This is a genomic window from Caulobacter sp. GW821-FHT09A05, from assembly GCF_059418465.1.
Genome location: NZ_JBWKPX010000043.1, coordinates 24,100 through 38,364, shown reverse-complemented (window position 1 = coordinate 38,364; position 14,265 = coordinate 24,100). Strand labels below are relative to the sequence as shown.

General features: G+C 67.1%; 16 protein-coding genes and 1 tRNA gene. 8 read left to right on the top strand and 9 right to left on the bottom strand.

The genetic code is table 11. The features are described 5' to 3' along the window. Positions 1-89 precede the first annotated feature (89 nt). A complete protein-coding gene (locus AC07NX_RS24750) occupies positions 90-944 on the bottom strand; it encodes an NAD(P)-dependent oxidoreductase (RefSeq protein WP_494645575.1) in 855 nt (284 codons plus the stop codon). Positions 945-1,060: 116 nt separating this feature from the next. On the opposite strand from AC07NX_RS24750, the gene AC07NX_RS24745 reads away from it, so the two are divergent. After that, a complete protein-coding gene (locus tag AC07NX_RS24745) occupies positions 1,061-1,960 on the top strand; it encodes a flagellar motor protein MotB (RefSeq protein ID WP_494645573.1) in 900 nt (299 codons plus the stop codon). A 124-nt stretch (positions 1,961-2,084) separates the two neighbouring features. Next, positions 2,085-2,936, top strand: coding sequence for an arginyltransferase (locus AC07NX_RS24740; protein WP_494645571.1), 852 nt, complete (start codon positions 2,085-2,087; stop codon positions 2,934-2,936). 8 nt (positions 2,937-2,944) lie between these two features. Here AC07NX_RS24740 and AC07NX_RS24735 read toward each other — a convergent pair whose 3' ends face one another. Both AC07NX_RS24735 and AC07NX_RS24730 read right to left on the bottom strand, forming a co-directional pair. Continuing rightward, the gene (locus AC07NX_RS24735) at positions 2,945-3,712 is read right to left on the bottom strand and encodes an SDR family oxidoreductase (protein WP_494645579.1); all 768 of its coding nucleotides are present in this window, start codon (positions 3,710-3,712) and stop codon (positions 2,945-2,947) included. Between the two features lie 120 nt (positions 3,713-3,832). After that, the gene (locus AC07NX_RS24730; RefSeq protein WP_494645569.1) at positions 3,833-5,152 is read right to left on the bottom strand and encodes a serine hydrolase domain-containing protein; all 1,320 of its coding nucleotides are present in this window, start codon (positions 5,150-5,152) and stop codon (positions 3,833-3,835) included. Between the two features lie 133 nt (positions 5,153-5,285). Between AC07NX_RS24730 and AC07NX_RS24725 the strand changes: the two genes are divergently transcribed. Beyond that, positions 5,286-5,360, top strand: a tRNA-Thr gene (locus AC07NX_RS24725). Between the two features lie 81 nt (positions 5,361-5,441). On the opposite strand, the gene AC07NX_RS24720 is transcribed toward AC07NX_RS24725, so the two are convergent. Continuing rightward, a complete protein-coding gene (locus AC07NX_RS24720) occupies positions 5,442-7,961 on the bottom strand; it encodes a TonB-dependent receptor (RefSeq protein ID WP_494645567.1) in 2,520 nt (839 codons plus the stop codon). A gap of 385 nt (positions 7,962-8,346) precedes the next feature. Here AC07NX_RS24720 and AC07NX_RS24715 point away from each other — a divergent pair, with 385 nt between their 5' ends. Then, positions 8,347-8,982: a TetR/AcrR family transcriptional regulator gene (locus AC07NX_RS24715; protein ID WP_494645565.1), complete on the top strand. Its 636-nt coding sequence runs from the start codon at positions 8,347-8,349 to the stop codon at positions 8,980-8,982. A 60-nt stretch (positions 8,983-9,042) separates the two neighbouring features. Here the strand turns inward: AC07NX_RS24715 and AC07NX_RS24710 are convergent, their stop codons facing one another. Then, positions 9,043-9,267: a hypothetical protein gene (locus AC07NX_RS24710; RefSeq protein WP_494645563.1), complete on the bottom strand. Its 225-nt coding sequence runs from the start codon at positions 9,265-9,267 to the stop codon at positions 9,043-9,045. Positions 9,268-9,405: 138 nt separating this feature from the next. Beyond that, on the bottom strand, positions 9,406-9,585 hold the full coding sequence (locus AC07NX_RS24705) for a hypothetical protein (RefSeq protein WP_494645561.1): 180 nt from the start codon (positions 9,583-9,585) through the stop codon (positions 9,406-9,408). 485 nt (positions 9,586-10,070) lie between these two features. Here AC07NX_RS24705 and AC07NX_RS24700 point away from each other — a divergent pair, with 485 nt between their 5' ends. Genes AC07NX_RS24700 through arfB form a run of 3 tightly spaced genes read left to right on the top strand, consistent with a single transcriptional unit; the run spans position 10,071 to position 11,850 of the window. Beyond that, positions 10,071-10,979 (top strand): alpha/beta hydrolase, encoded by a 909-nt coding sequence (locus tag AC07NX_RS24700; RefSeq protein ID WP_494645559.1) that lies wholly within the window; start codon positions 10,071-10,073, stop codon positions 10,977-10,979. Beyond that, positions 10,976-11,431: a YaiI/YqxD family protein gene (locus AC07NX_RS24695; protein ID WP_494645557.1), complete on the top strand. Its 456-nt coding sequence runs from the start codon at positions 10,976-10,978 to the stop codon at positions 11,429-11,431. Before AC07NX_RS24700 ends, AC07NX_RS24695 begins: the two co-directional genes overlap by 4 nt. Further along, on the top strand, positions 11,428-11,850 hold the full coding sequence (arfB, locus tag AC07NX_RS24690; RefSeq protein ID WP_035078319.1) for an alternative ribosome rescue aminoacyl-tRNA hydrolase ArfB: 423 nt from the start codon (positions 11,428-11,430) through the stop codon (positions 11,848-11,850). Before AC07NX_RS24695 ends, arfB begins: the two co-directional genes overlap by 4 nt. A gap of 15 nt (positions 11,851-11,865) precedes the next feature. Here arfB and AC07NX_RS24685 read toward each other — a convergent pair whose 3' ends face one another. The 3 genes from AC07NX_RS24685 to AC07NX_RS24675 all read right to left on the bottom strand — a co-directional run bounded on the left by AC07NX_RS24685 (position 11,866) and on the right by AC07NX_RS24675 (position 13,407). Further along, positions 11,866-12,390: a MarR family winged helix-turn-helix transcriptional regulator gene (locus AC07NX_RS24685; protein ID WP_494645555.1), complete on the bottom strand. Its 525-nt coding sequence runs from the start codon at positions 12,388-12,390 to the stop codon at positions 11,866-11,868. A 260-nt stretch (positions 12,391-12,650) separates the two neighbouring features. Continuing rightward, positions 12,651-12,884 carry a hypothetical protein gene (locus AC07NX_RS24680; protein WP_035078323.1) on the bottom strand — a complete coding sequence of 78 codons (234 nt, stop codon included), beginning with the start codon at positions 12,882-12,884 and terminating at the stop codon, positions 12,651-12,653. Between the two features lie 31 nt (positions 12,885-12,915). Further along, complete coding sequence (locus AC07NX_RS24675) at positions 12,916-13,407, bottom strand: GcrA family cell cycle regulator (protein ID WP_494645552.1); 492 nt, start codon at positions 13,405-13,407, stop codon at positions 12,916-12,918. A 292-nt stretch (positions 13,408-13,699) separates the two neighbouring features. Between AC07NX_RS24675 and AC07NX_RS24670 the strand changes: the two genes are divergently transcribed. After that, on the top strand, positions 13,700-14,200 hold the full coding sequence (locus AC07NX_RS24670; protein ID WP_494645550.1) for a c-type cytochrome: 501 nt from the start codon (positions 13,700-13,702) through the stop codon (positions 14,198-14,200). Positions 14,201-14,265 lie beyond the last annotated feature (65 nt).

The following is a 14,265-nucleotide window of genomic DNA, read 5'->3' as shown; positions in this document are numbered from 1 at the left end:
CTCCCCCAACGGGGGAGCATCTGAACAGCGTAGATCCTCCCCCTCTGGGGGAGGTGGCCCGAAGGGCCGGAGGGGGCCGCGCGGCGCTCCTATTTCTCCAGCCGCGCCACCAGGCTCGAGGTGTCCCACCGATGACCGCCCATCGCCTGCACCTCGCCATAGAACCCGTCGATCATCGCCGTGGCCTGCAGATTGGCCCCGTTGACGGCCGCCTCGGCCAGGGCGATGCCCAGGTCCTTGCGCATCCAGTCGACCGCGAAACCGAAGTCGAACTTGCCTTCCGACATGGTCTTCCAGCGGTTCTCCATCTGCCAGGACTGGGCCGCGCCCTTGGAGATCGCCGCCAGCACGTCGTCGGTCGGCAGGCCGGCGCGCTTGGCGAAGTGCAGCGCCTCGGCCACGCCCTGGACCACGCCGGCGATGGCGATCTGGTTGCACATCTTGGTCAGCTGGCCCGCGCCCGACGGCCCCATCAGGCGGATGGCCTTGGCGTAGGCCGAAAGCACCGGCTCGACCCGGACGTAGGCGGCCGCGTCGCCGCCGGCCATGATCGTCAGCTGGCCGTTCTCGGCCCCGGCCTGGCCGCCCGACACCGGGGCGTCGACGAACCAGCGGCCGGCGGCGCGGGCCACGGCGTCCATCTCGCGGGCCACGGTGGCCGAGGTCGTGGTGTGGTCGACGATCACCCCGCCCTCCCCGATGGCCGGCAGCGCCTGCGCCACGACGTCGCGCACGTCGTCGTCATTGCCCACGCACAGGCAGACCAGCTCGGCCCCCGCCACCGCTTCGGCGATGGTCGGCCTGCTGGCGCCGCCGTGCCGTTCGACCCAGCGCGCGGCCTTGTCGGGGCTACGGTTGAACACGGTCACCTCGTGGCCCGCGGCCTTCAGGTGGCCCGCCATCGGAAAGCCCATCACGCCCAGGCCGATAAACGCCGTCTTCATCCGCGAAACTCCTCTTGGCGACGGCCGTCCATCGCCCTTCGCGGCCCCGATCGCAACGGCATTTTAACGTCCAGGCGTCAGGTTCGATCGAACAGGGTTAAGCAGGCTTAAGCGCAATGGCCGTCAGCGGCGAACAGCCGATCGTCATCAAGAAGGTCAAGAAGGTCGTCGGCGGGGGTCACCACGGCGGCGCCTGGAAGGTCGCCTATGCCGACTTCGTGACCGCGATGATGGCCTTCTTCCTGCTGATGTGGCTGCTGAACACCACCAGCCCCGAGCAGAAGCAGGGCATCGCCGACTATTTCGCCCCGGCCTCGATCTCGTCCACCACCAGCGGCTCGGGCGGCATCCTGGGCGGCACCTCGCTGGGCGACGACGGCGCCAAGGCCGACGGCAAGATGTCGGTCATCCAGCAGATGGCCCCCGAAGCGCCCACCGAAACCGACAAGGACGGCCAGAGCTCGACCTCGGCCAGCCTCGACTCCGCCAGCGAGCAGGCCCTGCGCGACGCCCTGGCCAAGAAGGAGCAGGACAGCTTCGCCTCGGCCGCCCAGTCGCTGCGCCAGTCGCTGCAGGACATGCCGGAGCTGGCGGAGCTGTCCAAGCAGATCATGATCGACCAGACCCCCGAGGGCCTGCGGATCCAGCTGATCGACCAGGACGGCCGCTCGATGTTCAAGGAGAACTCGCGCGAGCCCAACGACCGCGCCCGCACCCTCCTGCGCGCCGTGGCCAAGGTGATCAACCAGCTGCCCAACCGCATCACCATCTCGGGCCACACCAGCGCCAGCGCCGCCGGCAAGCGTTCGGACAGCGACTGGTCGCTGTCGGCCGGGCGCGCCGACGCCTCGCGCCAGGTGCTGCGCGGCGCCGGGGTCGACGAGGACCGCATCTACCAGGTCTCGGGCAAGGCCAATTCCGAGCCGCTGTACGCGGACGACCCCACCCTGCCCGGCAACCGCCGCATCTCGATCGTGCTCCTGCGCGAAAAACCGGTGCTTCCCGATGGGCTTTGAGGACGACTGCGGCGTGATGACGCTCAGCGGCGCCGAGGCGCTTGCGCAACCGCCGCGGATGCCGCCTAATCCCTTATCGGCCCGATATAGCGGGCGAGGCCACTAGAGGGATCGGACACTTTCCGTGACGCAGCATTTTCCGACGCGACAGCTGCGCTTCTTCCTCACGGCGCCCACGCCTTGCCCCTATCTGCCCGGCCGCGAGGAGCGGAAGGTCTTCGCGCACCTGCCGCTGTCCGACGGCCCCACCGTCAATGACAGCCTGACCCAGGTCGGCTTCCGTCGCTCGCAGAACATCGCCTACCGGCCCGCCTGCGAAACCTGCCGCGCCTGCCAGTCGGCCCGCGCCCCGGCCGCCGACTACGTGTTCTCGCGGTCGGAACGCAAGGTCCTGACCCGCAACACCGACCTGGAACGCCACCTGGTCGAGGCCGAGGCCACGCTGGAGCAGTTCGAGCTGCTGCGCCGCTACCTGCTGACCCGCCACGCCGACGGCGGCATGGCCGAGATGACCTGGCCCGACTACGTGGCCATGGTCGAGGACACGGCGGTCCGCACCCACCTGATCGAGTACCGCCTGCGCCCAGAGGACCGCGGGCCCGGCGACCTGATCGCCTGCGTGCTGGTCGACGTGCTCGCCGACGGCCTGTCGCTGGTCTACAGCTTCTACGACCCCAGCCTGACCAAGCGCAGCCTGGGCTCGTTCATCATCCTGGATCACATCCTGCAGGCCCAACTGAACGGCCTGCCCTACGTCTATCTGGGCTACTGGGTGCCCGGCAGCGAGAAGATGGCCTACAAGGCCCGCTTCTCGCCCCTGGAGATCCTCAAGCCCGGCGGCTGGGCCCTGATGTCGGCCCGCGAGCGCGGCGCCCGCCCGCCCAAGCCCGTGGGCTGCGGCTCCAACGCCGGGGTTGAGCTCAGCGACGCCGAACCGGCCGAGCTGGGGGGCTTCCCCAGCCCGGGCAAGCCCTGAGCGCCCGGTCAGCGCGCGAAGCTGACCCCGCCGTCCACCGTGACGGCCGATCCCGTCACATAGTCCCCGGCCCGCGAGGCCAGGAAGATCGCCGCCCCGGCCATGTCCTCGGTCGTGCCGATCCGGCCGGCCGGGATGGCCTTGGACACCGCGTCGGCATGGTCGCGGGCGACCTTGTTCATGTCCGAGGCGAACGCCCCCGGCGCGATGCAGCTGACGGCGATATTGTCGGCCGCCAGCCGCAGGGCCATGCGCTTGGTCATGTGCAGCAGCCCCGCCTTCGACGCGCCGTAGGGATAGGTCTCGTCCTTGGTCACCGACTGGCCGTCGATCGAGGCGATGTTGATCACCTTGGCCACGTGGTCCTTGCCGGCCGCGCGCAGGTGGCCGATCAGGGCCTGGGTCAGGAAGAACGGCGTCTTCATGTTCAGGTCCACGACCTTGTCCCAGCCGCTCTCGGGGAAGGTGTCGAACTCCGCGCCCCAGGCCGCGCCAGCGTTGTTGACCAGGATGTCGAGCTTGTCCTCGCGCTCGGCGATCCGCGCCACCAGGCCGTTGATCCCCTCCAGGGTCGAGACGTCGGCCGGCAGCGAAACGCATTCGCCGATCGCCGACAGCTCTTCGGCCGCCGCGTCGCAGGCGGCGGCCTTGCGGGCCGAGACATAGACCCGGCGCGCGCCATAGGTCAGGAAGCCCTCGGCGATCATCTTGCCGATCCCGCGCGAGCCGCCGGTGACCAGGGCCACGCGGCCCTTCAGGGAGAACAGGTTCTGCATCATGGTAGGGTCTTTCGGAAATGCGGCGGGCGCCGAGCGCGCCTAGCCGCTGGGGGATGTCGAAGACTTGGGGCGACCGCCTCTTCCTTCAGCCGATCCAGCGAACCGGTCTTGTTCTCGTCACTTCGCCGGATCGACCAGGGCCTGATAGACCAGCGTCGCGGCGTTCTCGTCGATGCGGGCCAGGGCCGGATCGGCGTCCTTGCCCAGGATGTGGATCATGCCCAGCATGAAGAGATCGTTCTTCGGATCGATCCAGAACCAAGTGCCGGCCGCGCCGCCCCAGCTGTAGGTTCCCTTCCCGCGCAGCGTGCCGGCTCGGGCCGGGTCGGTGACCACCGCGACGTCGAGGCCGAAGCCTGCGCCCTTGGTGGGGGAGAACGCCGCGTCCGGGGCGGCCATAACGATGTCGGTCAGATGGTTGGAGGCCATCAGCTCGATCGTGCCCGGCGCGAGGATGTGGGCGCCGTCCAGCTCGCCGCCGTTCAGCAGCATCTGGGCGAACCGGGCGTAATCCGCCGTGGTCGAGACCAGCCCGCCGCCGCCGGAGGCGATCGCCGGCGGCTTGCTGACATCCAGCACCATGAAGCTGTCGGCCGGAACCAGTTTCCGAGCCTTCGGATCGATCATGTAGAGCGCCGCCAGGCGATCACTCTTGGCCGCCGGAACCCAGAACCCGGTGTCGGTCATCTTCAGCGGATCGAAGATGCGGCTCTTCATGAAGTCGGCCAGGCTCATGCCCGACAGCCGCTCGACGATCAGACCCTGGATGTCGACCGAGACGCTGTAGCGCCATTCGGTTCCGGGCTGGCTGGCCAAGGGCAGCTTGGCGAGGGCGGCCAGGAATTCGGCCTGGGTCTTGGAGCCCAGCAGGCCGCTGTCGCGATAGGCCTTCTCGACCGGCTGATCCGTGCGCAGGCCATAGGCGAAGCCGCCCGTGTGGCTCATGATCTCGCGCATGGTCGGGGCGCGCGCCGCCGGTTCGGTAATGAAGCTGCCGTCCGGGTTCTGGCCCTTGTAGACCTTGAGATTGGCCAGTTCAGGCACGAACCTGGTGACCGGATCGTCGAGGCGCCACCTGCCCTCCTCGAACAGGATCATCATCGCCACGCCGGTCACCGGCTTGGTCTGGGAGTAGATCCGGAAGATCGTGTCCTTGGTCATCGGCGCGCCGCCGATGGCCTTCTTGCCGAAGGTCTCGTGGCTGACGATCTTGCCGTGGCGGGCGACCAGGGTGATCGCGCCCGGCAAATGCCCCTGATCGACCAGACCCTGCATGTAGGCGTCCAGCCGCTCGAGGCGTTCGGGAGAGAAGCCCGCGGCGTCGGGCGTCGCGGGAGCCAGGATCGCGGCCGGCGCGGGCTTGAGCGCCGCGTGCGCCGCCATCGGAGCCAAGGCGATCGCCGCCATCGACGCCGCCATCGTCAGCCGAATCCGCATTCGCTCCCCAAACGATTGTTTGGAACCACCTTAGCGTGCTTTGATGACGCGGCAATGGATGACGTCGCGGCCACCCTTGCCCGGCCCCCGTCCTTGCGGCTAAGGAGAACGCCCGCCGGGTTCCGGCGAATGGGCCGGTTTAGCTCAGCGGTAGAGCAGCGGTTTTGTAAACCGAAGGTCGGGGGTTCAATCCCCTCAACCGGCACCACCACCCTTCTTCCCGACGGGCTGAAAAGAAAGCCGCCCGATCCGCGAAGGGACCGGGCGGCGGATATGCGTCCCGAGATGATCAGAACGTCTTGCGCAAGGTCACGCCATAGGTGCGCGGCGGGGTCGGATAGCCGCTGTAGCTGCCGTCCTGAGCCACGGTCGGGAACGTCGCGACCAGGCTCTCGTCGTTGGTCAGATTACGCGCCCACAGCGTCACTTCCACCTGGTGCGCGTCGTTGGTCACGCCCAGGCTGGCGTTGACGACGTTCTGCCCCCAGGTCCCAACGTCCGGCGGGGTCGTCTCGCTCAGCTGCGTCTTGCTGACATAGTCGTACTCGACGCGCAGATAGCCGGCATAGCCCTTGCCCAGATCGTGCGAGACGGTGGCCGAGGTCGAGACGCTCCACTTGGGGATGCCCGCCGGGCGGTCGCCGGTCAGGTCGCGGAAATTGGGACGCCGGCCGGTGGCCGGGTTCACCGGGCATCGGACGGTATCGTAGTTCACGCAGGCCGCGCCGGTGAACGAGTCGTAGGTCGGGTCCAGGTAGGTCGCCGCAGCCGTCAGCGACAGCCAGTCGACCGGCTGGTAGGCGCTGTCGATCTCGAAGCCCTTCACCGACTCCTCGCCGGCGTTGACCAGGCTGTAGCCGATGCCGGTATAGGCGTTGGATTGGAAGCCCTTGATCGACTGGTCGAAGATGGCGAGGTTCAGGTAGCCGCCCTGGAAGTTGGCTTTCAGGCCCGCTTCGTAGACGCTGACGTCTTCCGGCGCGGCGGTGCGGCCCACGCCGTTGGCGTTCGGCGGCCGACTGTCCGAAGACAGGTTGTAGGCGCCCGCCTTCCAGCCCGTCGAATAGCTGACATAGGCGTTCACCCAGCCGAAATCGTAGGCGGCGCGGACGGCGTAGGTGACCTTGTCGCCTTTCAGCTCGCCGGATTCGCTGGCGTTGGGGAAGTTGACCGGACCGTGGGTCGGCGAATTGCCATAGTAGAACTGCAGGCTGCCCAGGGCGCCGTAGAGATTGCCCGGCAAGCCCAGGGCGGTGAACTGGGGCACGCTCTGCAGGTTCAGCGCCGAGAACGGATCGCGAAGCACCACGTCCGAAACCACGCGCTTGCGATCGTTCAGATACGACAGGCCGCCGGTGATCGTCAGCTTGTCCGTGATCTTGTAGTCGGCCTGGCCGAATAGCGAATAGGACCGCTGCTTCATCGCATAGTCGTCGTCGATGCCCTGGCCGGCCTGGAAATAGGTCTTGCCGGGAACGACCGGCGGAGTGACCAGGCTCTGCAGGAACTCCAGGGCGTAGAGGTTGGACCGGCCGGTCAGGGCGGGGCGGAGGGTCGCCGGCAAGGCGCTCAACAAGGCGGCAGGGACCTGACCGCTCAGGCCTTCGGCATAGGCGCGGATGTCGCTTCCGTAGTTGATCGTCCGGCCGGTCTCGAGCTTTTCGTCCTGGTAGAAGCCGCCGACCAGCCAGCTGAACGGACCCTCTCCGTTCGAAGCCAGGCGCAGTTCCTGGGTGAAGGTCTTGATCGTGTTGCCGTCGTCCTTGTTGGCCAGGTCGGCGCCGGTGAAATCCACGTCCTGGTACGAGGCGCTGGTCTGCTTGCGATAGGCGGTGATCGCCGTCAGCTTGGCGAAACCCAGGTCGTGATCGAGCTGGCCCGAGATCCCCTGGCCGGTCAGGCGATTGGACGGGTCGGTGTTGAAAACGACGTCGCGGTCGAAGATCCGGTTCGGATCGCCGACCGGCTTGCCCAGGCCGAACGGCGCCGGCGCACCGATGAACTGGGTCGCGGGACCATTATAGATCGCGTTCACCGCACAGCAGATTTCGGTGATCTTGTTGTAGTCGGCGATGACGCGGACCTGGGTCTGGTCCGTCGGAACCCACAGCAGGTCGCCGCGGATCGACCAGCGGTCTCGGTTGTTGACGTCGTTGCCGGTCGTGATGTTGGTCGCGTAGCCGTCGCGCTTGTTCACGCTGCCCGACAGGCGCACGGCGACGGTGTCGCTCAGCGGCCCGGTGACCGTCGCCTTGGCCTGGCGCTGATCGTAGTTGCCGAGGCCGACCTCGGCCTTGCCGCCGAACTCGAACTGCGGCTGCTTGGTCACGATGCTGATCGCGCCCGCCGAGACGTTCTTGCCGAACAGGGTGGATTGCGGTCCGCGCAGCACCTCGACACGCTCCACCTCGGGCAGGTCGTCCAGGGCCGCGGCCGACCGCGAGCGATAGACGCCGTCGATAAAGACACCGACCGAGCTTTCAATGCCGTCATTGCCGTTGCCGTTGCCGAAGCCCCGGATGACGAAGTTGGTCTGGCTGGCGGCGTTGAGCTGCGTGACCTTCAGGGAGGGCACGACCGACTGCAGGTCGATCAGGTCGCGGATCTGGGCCCGCTCGATGGTCTTTTGACCGGTCACCGCCACCGAGATGGGTACGTCCTGAAGGGTCTGCTCCCGCTTGGTCGCGGTGACGATGACCTCCTCCACGGTCGAGGCGGCGTTGGCGGGCGAGCCCTGGTCCTGCGCCAGGACGGGTCCGGCCGCGGCCAGGACCAGCAGCGACGCGCCGACGAAATGCACCTTCTTCACGTTATTCTCCCTCGAACCTGACGTATTGTTTTTCAATGCGTGATGCGCGCGCCGACGGAGCCCGCGCCGACGCGGAACTCACGGGCGGTCTCGAATTCGGTTGGACGGTACGGCGGCCCGGTCGCGCGACGCGCCATCCTCGGCGAGGGCGCGGACATGGTCCTGCGCGACGTTCGCGGCCATCTTGGTCTCCCCCTGGGTGGCGGCGCCTGTCCCGGCGGTTCGCGGCCCTGGGGACGATTCTAGTACACCCCAGATATTCTAGGGCAAGTTAGAAATTTTAAGATGAAACAGAACACAGTTATTCAGCGCGCTTGCTCAAGGTGGCGCCCACCCGCTACCACTGCGGAAGTTCCGTAAAGAGAACGCCAGGGGAGCGGGGGCCTTGACCGGCGACGACGACACCGTGACGACCGCGCCGGACGGCCACAAGCCGCTGTCCCACAGCCCCAAGTCCGTCAAGAAACGGGACGCCATCCTCCGGGCCGCCACCGAGATCATCAACGCCAAGGGCTATGCCCTCGCGACCATGACCGAGATCGCCGCCGCGCTCGATCTGCGCGACGCCGCCCTCTACTACTACTTCCCCAACAAGCAGGCCCTGGTCTTCGCCTGCCACCAGAGCTCGCTGCAGCGTTTTGATCGGGTCCTGAGCGAAACCAGCACCGATGGCGCGACGGGCTTCGAAAGACTGGAACGGTTTCTGAGGGCCCTGCTCGTGGAATCCGCCCGCAACGGGCCGCTGCTCTATTTCGGCGACCGATCCTATCTGGACCAAGATCAGCGCGACGCGATCTCGGCCTGCAGCGAGCACCTGACCCGGCGCCTCGAGCACATCATCCAGGACGGCATCGACGACGGCTCGATCACGCCCTGCGAGTCATCGCTGGTCGTGCAGTTGTTGCTGGGCATGCTGATCTGGCTGACCAAGTGGGTTCCGACCGTCGAAGGGGTTACGGTCGACCGGCTGATGGCGGCGATCGGTCTGATCGGCCTACAAGGCCTGAAGAACCAGGCCTAGAGTCAAAGGCCTAGAGCGCGTTTGGCGGGCGAAACCGCTCACACTTTCGCCCAACGCGCTCTAGGCGCCCAGCAGCGCCTCGTAGCGGGCGACGTTCTCGGCAAGCCACTGACGCAGCCGCTCCAGTTCGCTGATGTGGACGTGGGTCTCGTCCCGCACGCCGCCGTCCTCGGTGGGCGAGCCGACCTGAAGCTTGCCGCTGCGCAGGTCTTCCAGCCGTTGGTCGAGGGCCTCCTGCTCGGCCTTATGTCGCTCGACGACGCGATTGATTTCGGCCTTGTCCATACTCGGTCTCCACTGCGACCGTGGTTCGCCGGTGGCGAGGTCGCTTGAAGTCCGAGTTTACGGCGCGCATCGGGGCACGTCGATCAAACTATGACGCGTAAGGCGGAATCCGGGCGCCCGCCCCGCCCGGACGGGAGCCTAGTCGTGCACCCAGCGGCAGACCTTCTGCTTGTGGCCGTGATGGCGCTCCCACTTGCAGACCTTGTGCTCGTGGCGGTGATGCGGATCACGGCCGCCCGCCGAGGCGGGCGCCGCGGCGGCCAGGCTCAGGGCGGCGACGGCGAGGGTGGCGGTTCCGAACAGTTTGGCGAAAGTCATGTACGTCTTGTCCTCTCAGACGTGACGACCAAAGGCGGTCGCGCGCACGGTCCCACCGCGATGTTGGCGCGATGTTGCGGTCTGTTGCGAAGCCGTCGGCCCTCGTCGCCTCGCAGGTCACGAAACGGCCAAAAAAAAGCCCGGCGCCAGGGCCGGGCAGTCATTAGGGAGGAAACGCCCAGGAAGGGCAGGAGCGCCAAGGGCGGCTCCACGGGTTGATAACTAGTGCGGCGGCGCGACCAATCAAGGGCAAGGTGCACGCCCCTTTGCGGTGAAGCTGTGGAGAACCGCCGCCTGTACGCAAAGCGTGCAACCGCGCGACCGGCGCCCAAACCCTGGGCGAAGATTGCCCCCCCCTGAGAAGGGCGAGGCCGCGAGATCTCGGATGGCGGCCGCCAGTCGATTCGCCCCCGCCGGGCGCGACATGGACAGCCGGGCCTGGGCCAGCTAAGCCTTCCACCGCTCGACGGCCAAGGGGAAGATCGATGAACGCGCCCCTGAACAGCGTCTTCGCCGAACGGGTGGCCAGCGCTCATCGCTTCGGCCTGGAGCGCGTCCGTCGCGCGGTGCGCTTCGCCATCGCCCATCGCGACCGCAAGCTTCCGCGTCTGGCTCAGATCCGCAATCTCGACTTTCAGGCCGCCAGCGGAAGACGCGCCGCCAGGCTTTACGTACCGATGCAGGCGACATCCACCGGCCCGGCGATCCTGTTCTTCCATGGCGGCGGATTCGTGATTTCGGACATCGACACCCATGACGCGCTCTGCCAGCGCCTGGCCGACGCCGCCGGGGTCCGCGTCGTGTCGGCTGCGTACGGCCTGGCGCCCGAACATCCCTTCCCCTCGCAGATCGAGGACGCCCGGGCCGCCTTCGCCTGGCTGCTCGACCAGGCCGCCGACCTCGGAATCGACGTCGGTCGCCTGGCGGTGGCCGGCGACAGCGCCGGGGCCTATCTGGCCGCCACCGTCGCCAACGAAGCCAATACGCGGCGCCCCGGCGCGGTGAAGGTCCAGGGCCTGTTCTATCCGCTGGTTCACCTGGACGACGAAATCTGGGCCCAGACCCTGCTGCGGGACGCGCGGCTGATCGGACGGCTGGCCGTCGCCTACATCAACGCCCAACTGGCCAGCGCCCACGCGCCGTCCCTGCTGGACACCGTCGGCCCGGCGACGCCGCCGACCTTCCTGGTCAGCGGGGACCTGCTCGATCCTGTCCATCCCGACACCGCGACCTACGCCAGGACCTTGGAGGCGGCGGGAGCGCCGGTCGCACTGAAGGTCTATCCTGGCCAGGCCCACGGTTTCGTCAACTTCACCCACGTGCTGCCCGTGGCCGTCGAGGCGGTCGCGACGCTTGGCGCCCAGCTGGGGAAGGCGCTACGAGACGACGCATGACCGTTCTCTATATCGACGCCGACGCCTGCCCCGTGAAGGACGAGGTCTACAAGGTCGCCGCTCGCTATGGGCTGAAGACCTTCGTGGTCTCCAACAGCTGGATCCGCGTTCCGCTGACGCCCGCGATCGAGCAGATCGTGGTCGACGCCGGCCCCGACATCGCGGACGACTGGATCGCCGAGCGGGCCGGCCCCGGCGACGTGGTGATCACCAACGACATTCCGTTGGCCGACCGGGTGCTGAAGGCCGGCGGCCAGGCGCTGGGCACGACGGGGCGGCTGTTCACCGCCGACACTATCGGTTCGGCCCTGGCCTCGCGGATGATCGGCGAGCATCTACGGTCGATGGGCGAGATCACCAGCGGCCCCAAGGCCTTCGGCCCCGCCGATCGCTCGAAGTTCCTGCAGGCGCTCGACACCGCGGTGGTCAAGGCCAGGCGCGTGGTCCGATGATCGAGATCACCTCGTGGCTGCGGATCGAGGACGACGAGATCGTCGAAAAGGCCGCGCGCGCTTCGGGTCCCGGCGGCCAGCACGTCAACAAGACCAGCACGGCGATCGAGCTGCGCTTCGACGTCCGCAACTCCCCCACCCTGCCCGAGGACGTGAAGACGCGGCTCGAGGCCCTGGCCGGCAGCCGCCTGACCCAGGACGGGGTCATCGTCCTGTTCGCCCAGGGCAGCCGATCCCAGGAGATGAACCGCCAGGACGCCCGCGACAGGCTGGTCGAGCTGATCCGCCGCGCGACGGAGAAGCCGAAACCCCGGCGACCGACCAAGCCCACCTATTCCAGCAAGCTCAAGCGGCTGGAGACCAAGGGCAAGCGGGCCGGCGTCAAGGCCTTGCGTGGACGCCCCAGCGGCGACGACTGACCTGAAGCGGGTCTCTCAGCCCAGGTTCCAGGCCGGCTCGGCCGGGCCGGCCCCGAACGACAGCACCTCGTGCTTCCATTCCGGCTCGCTGATCAGCCCGCCGAGGATCTTCTGGAGATAGGTCGCCAGATTGATCTGCTCTTCTTCCGTGAGCTCGGCGCAGACTTCCTGGTTGATGGGGTGAATGTCCTCGCGGATCCGTCCAAGAACCTTCTGGCCTTCCGCGGTCAGGCGGACCACCACCTTGCGTCGATCGGACGCCTGGGTCCCGCGCTCGACCAGGCCATCACGGATCAGGCCGTCGATCGACCGGGTCAGGGTCGTGCGGTCGGCGGCCGACAGTCGCGCCAGGCGCGTCATCGAACACTCGCCGAACCGGGCCAGCGACACCAGCGCCACCCACTTGGCGAAGCTCAATCCGTGCTGCGCGATGCAGTCGGCCGCCAGGGCGCGCCGGTGCTGCTCGGTCTGGTACATCAGATAGCTGACATAGGTCGGCAACGGCAAACCGCGGCCCTCCTCTTGCTTCTGCTCTGACATGGTTCCCCCCCACGCCAAGTGGCGCGCCTTCATGTCACACGCGGAAGCCACACACAATCACGGCTCCGCTTGCCCGCGCGTGGATGCGCGCGTCTGCATGCATTTGGAACTCGACGCCGTTCCCCCTGGCGCGAACGACAGCGAACATCGTTCGATCGTGGCTAACGTCAGGTCAACCATACGGTTCCAGACGAGACGGCCCCCGCGAACAAGTTCGCGGGGGCCGTGTATTTCTCGCTCATAAAAAGACCCGAAAGGGGTCAGGCAGCGTAGCTGGCGATCGCGTCCGGGATCGTGGCGTTGCGGGCGCGAGCCCGGGTCAACCAGTCGTCGGGATAGGTCTCGCGCACCACGATCGACTTGAACTGACCGACCGGGATGCGGGTGTGTTCGCCGGGATTGAGGTCGCGCGACACGGAATGGCCGGCGAACTCTTCGATGATGGTGATCACCTGGCTGCTGCCGGCGGTGTTTTCGATCAAGACCATGTTCATGGGGGTGTCCTGGTGCTTGGCTTCGAGGCGGTCAGGCGGTGTGGCGTTCGATCTGGGCGGCCGGTTGGCGAGCCCAGGCCTTGACCTCGGACGACGTGGCCAGCTTGCGGAAAGCGCCGCGAGCGTGGTCGTCGCAATAGGAGCCGCGGGCGGTCTTTTCGCGACCGCAGAAGCCGAAGTCGTGGGAATCGGGATTGCCGATCGGCCAGCGGCAGGAATGGATCTCCAGGCCCAGGATGTTCGCGGTCGGCGCCATCTCGGCGATCTCGATCAGACGAAGGGCGGGGCGCGGGGTCGAGGAGGGATCGCGAACCACACGAGCTCGGGGCTGGGCCCGAACGGCGGTGCGCACCACGGTGCGCGGACGGACGGGGACCTCGCGGACGGTGATGCCCAGACGGTGCACCTTGCCGATCACCGCGCTGCGGCTGACGCCGCCCAACTGACGCGCCACTTGGCTAGCGCTCATGCCCTCGAGCCACAGCTTGCGAAGCGTGGCGGTGCGCTCTTCGTTCCAGTCCATGATCTTGTTTTCCTACCCGGTCGCCGGAGCAGCCCCTCCGGCGCCTTCTGGGTACGTTTATGGTTAATTCTGGTCAATTTTTTATGTGCATACCCACGGTTTGTAATCGGTCATTTTGCTTTTACATTCTGTGGGATAACGCGCGTTGTCGCAGGGTGTTCGCCGAAACGTGGCGAGACCTTGACCGGATAACGGCGTTATATATTGGATGCGGAACCCACAGTTGGGCCAGAAAATGAATGCGGCGCCACGCCGCACAGCTTGCGGCATAATGTCAGTCGGGAACGAGTAGATGCGTCAGTTTCACCTCGCCGCCACCGCGGTGGCCTGCGTCCTTTTGGCCGGTTGTTCGAAGCCCGGCGCGGGGGCTTCCGGCGACGGGGCGGCGGATTCAACGCCCGCGGCGGCGCCGAACGACGCGGAGAAGCAAGCCCTGCTCGCCGCCCTCCCCGCCCCGTACAACACCGGCGACCTGATGAACGGCCAGAGCAAGTTCGCCCTTTGCCGCTCCTGCCACACCATCACCGAAGGCGGACCGAACATGACCGGCCCCAATCTCTACGGCGTGTTCGGACGCAAGGCGGGCAGCAAGCCTGACTACAGATATTCGCCCGTCGTCGCGGCCGCCGGCTTCGACTGGGACGCTGAGCATCTCGACAAGTGGCTGGACAATCCGCGCGGCTTCATGCCGGGCACCAAGATGACCTTCGCGGGCCTGCACGATCCCAAGGACCGCATCGACCTGATCGCCTATCTGAAGGTCGAGACGGGTTACAAGCCTCCCAAGGGCTGATGGGACATAAGCCATGGAAGACGCGGGCGCGCTGCTGACCAAGGTCCACGAAGCTTGTAACCGGC

Bases quoted from the DNA above. Each gene is read 5' to 3' on its own strand.
- AC07NX_RS24750 (WP_494645575.1), bottom strand. From the start codon at position 944: ATGAAGACGGCGTTTATCGGCCTGGGCGTGATGGGCTTTCCGATGGCG.
- AC07NX_RS24745 (WP_494645573.1), top strand. From the start codon at position 1,061: ATGGCCGTCAGCGGCGAACAGCCGATCGTCATCAAGAAGGTCAAGAAG.
- AC07NX_RS24735 (WP_494645579.1), bottom strand. From the start codon at position 3,712: ATGCAGAACCTGTTCTCCCTGAAGGGCCGCGTGGCCCTGGTCACCGGC.
- AC07NX_RS24730 (WP_494645569.1), bottom strand. From the start codon at position 5,152: ATGCGGATTCGGCTGACGATGGCGGCGTCGATGGCGGCGATCGCCTTG.
- AC07NX_RS24710 (WP_494645563.1), bottom strand. From the start codon at position 9,267: ATGGACAAGGCCGAAATCAATCGCGTCGTCGAGCGACATAAGGCCGAG.
- AC07NX_RS24705 (WP_494645561.1), bottom strand. From the start codon at position 9,585: ATGACTTTCGCCAAACTGTTCGGAACCGCCACCCTCGCCGTCGCCGCC.
- AC07NX_RS24700 (WP_494645559.1), top strand. From the start codon at position 10,071: ATGAACGCGCCCCTGAACAGCGTCTTCGCCGAACGGGTGGCCAGCGCT.
- AC07NX_RS24695 (WP_494645557.1), top strand. From the start codon at position 10,976: ATGACCGTTCTCTATATCGACGCCGACGCCTGCCCCGTGAAGGACGAG.
- arfB (WP_035078319.1), top strand. From the start codon at position 11,428: ATGATCGAGATCACCTCGTGGCTGCGGATCGAGGACGACGAGATCGTC.
- AC07NX_RS24685 (WP_494645555.1), bottom strand. From the start codon at position 12,390: ATGTCAGAGCAGAAGCAAGAGGAGGGCCGCGGTTTGCCGTTGCCGACC.
- AC07NX_RS24680 (WP_035078323.1), bottom strand. From the start codon at position 12,884: ATGAACATGGTCTTGATCGAAAACACCGCCGGCAGCAGCCAGGTGATC.
- AC07NX_RS24675 (WP_494645552.1), bottom strand. From the start codon at position 13,407: ATGGACTGGAACGAAGAGCGCACCGCCACGCTTCGCAAGCTGTGGCTC.
- AC07NX_RS24670 (WP_494645550.1), top strand. From the start codon at position 13,700: ATGCGTCAGTTTCACCTCGCCGCCACCGCGGTGGCCTGCGTCCTTTTG.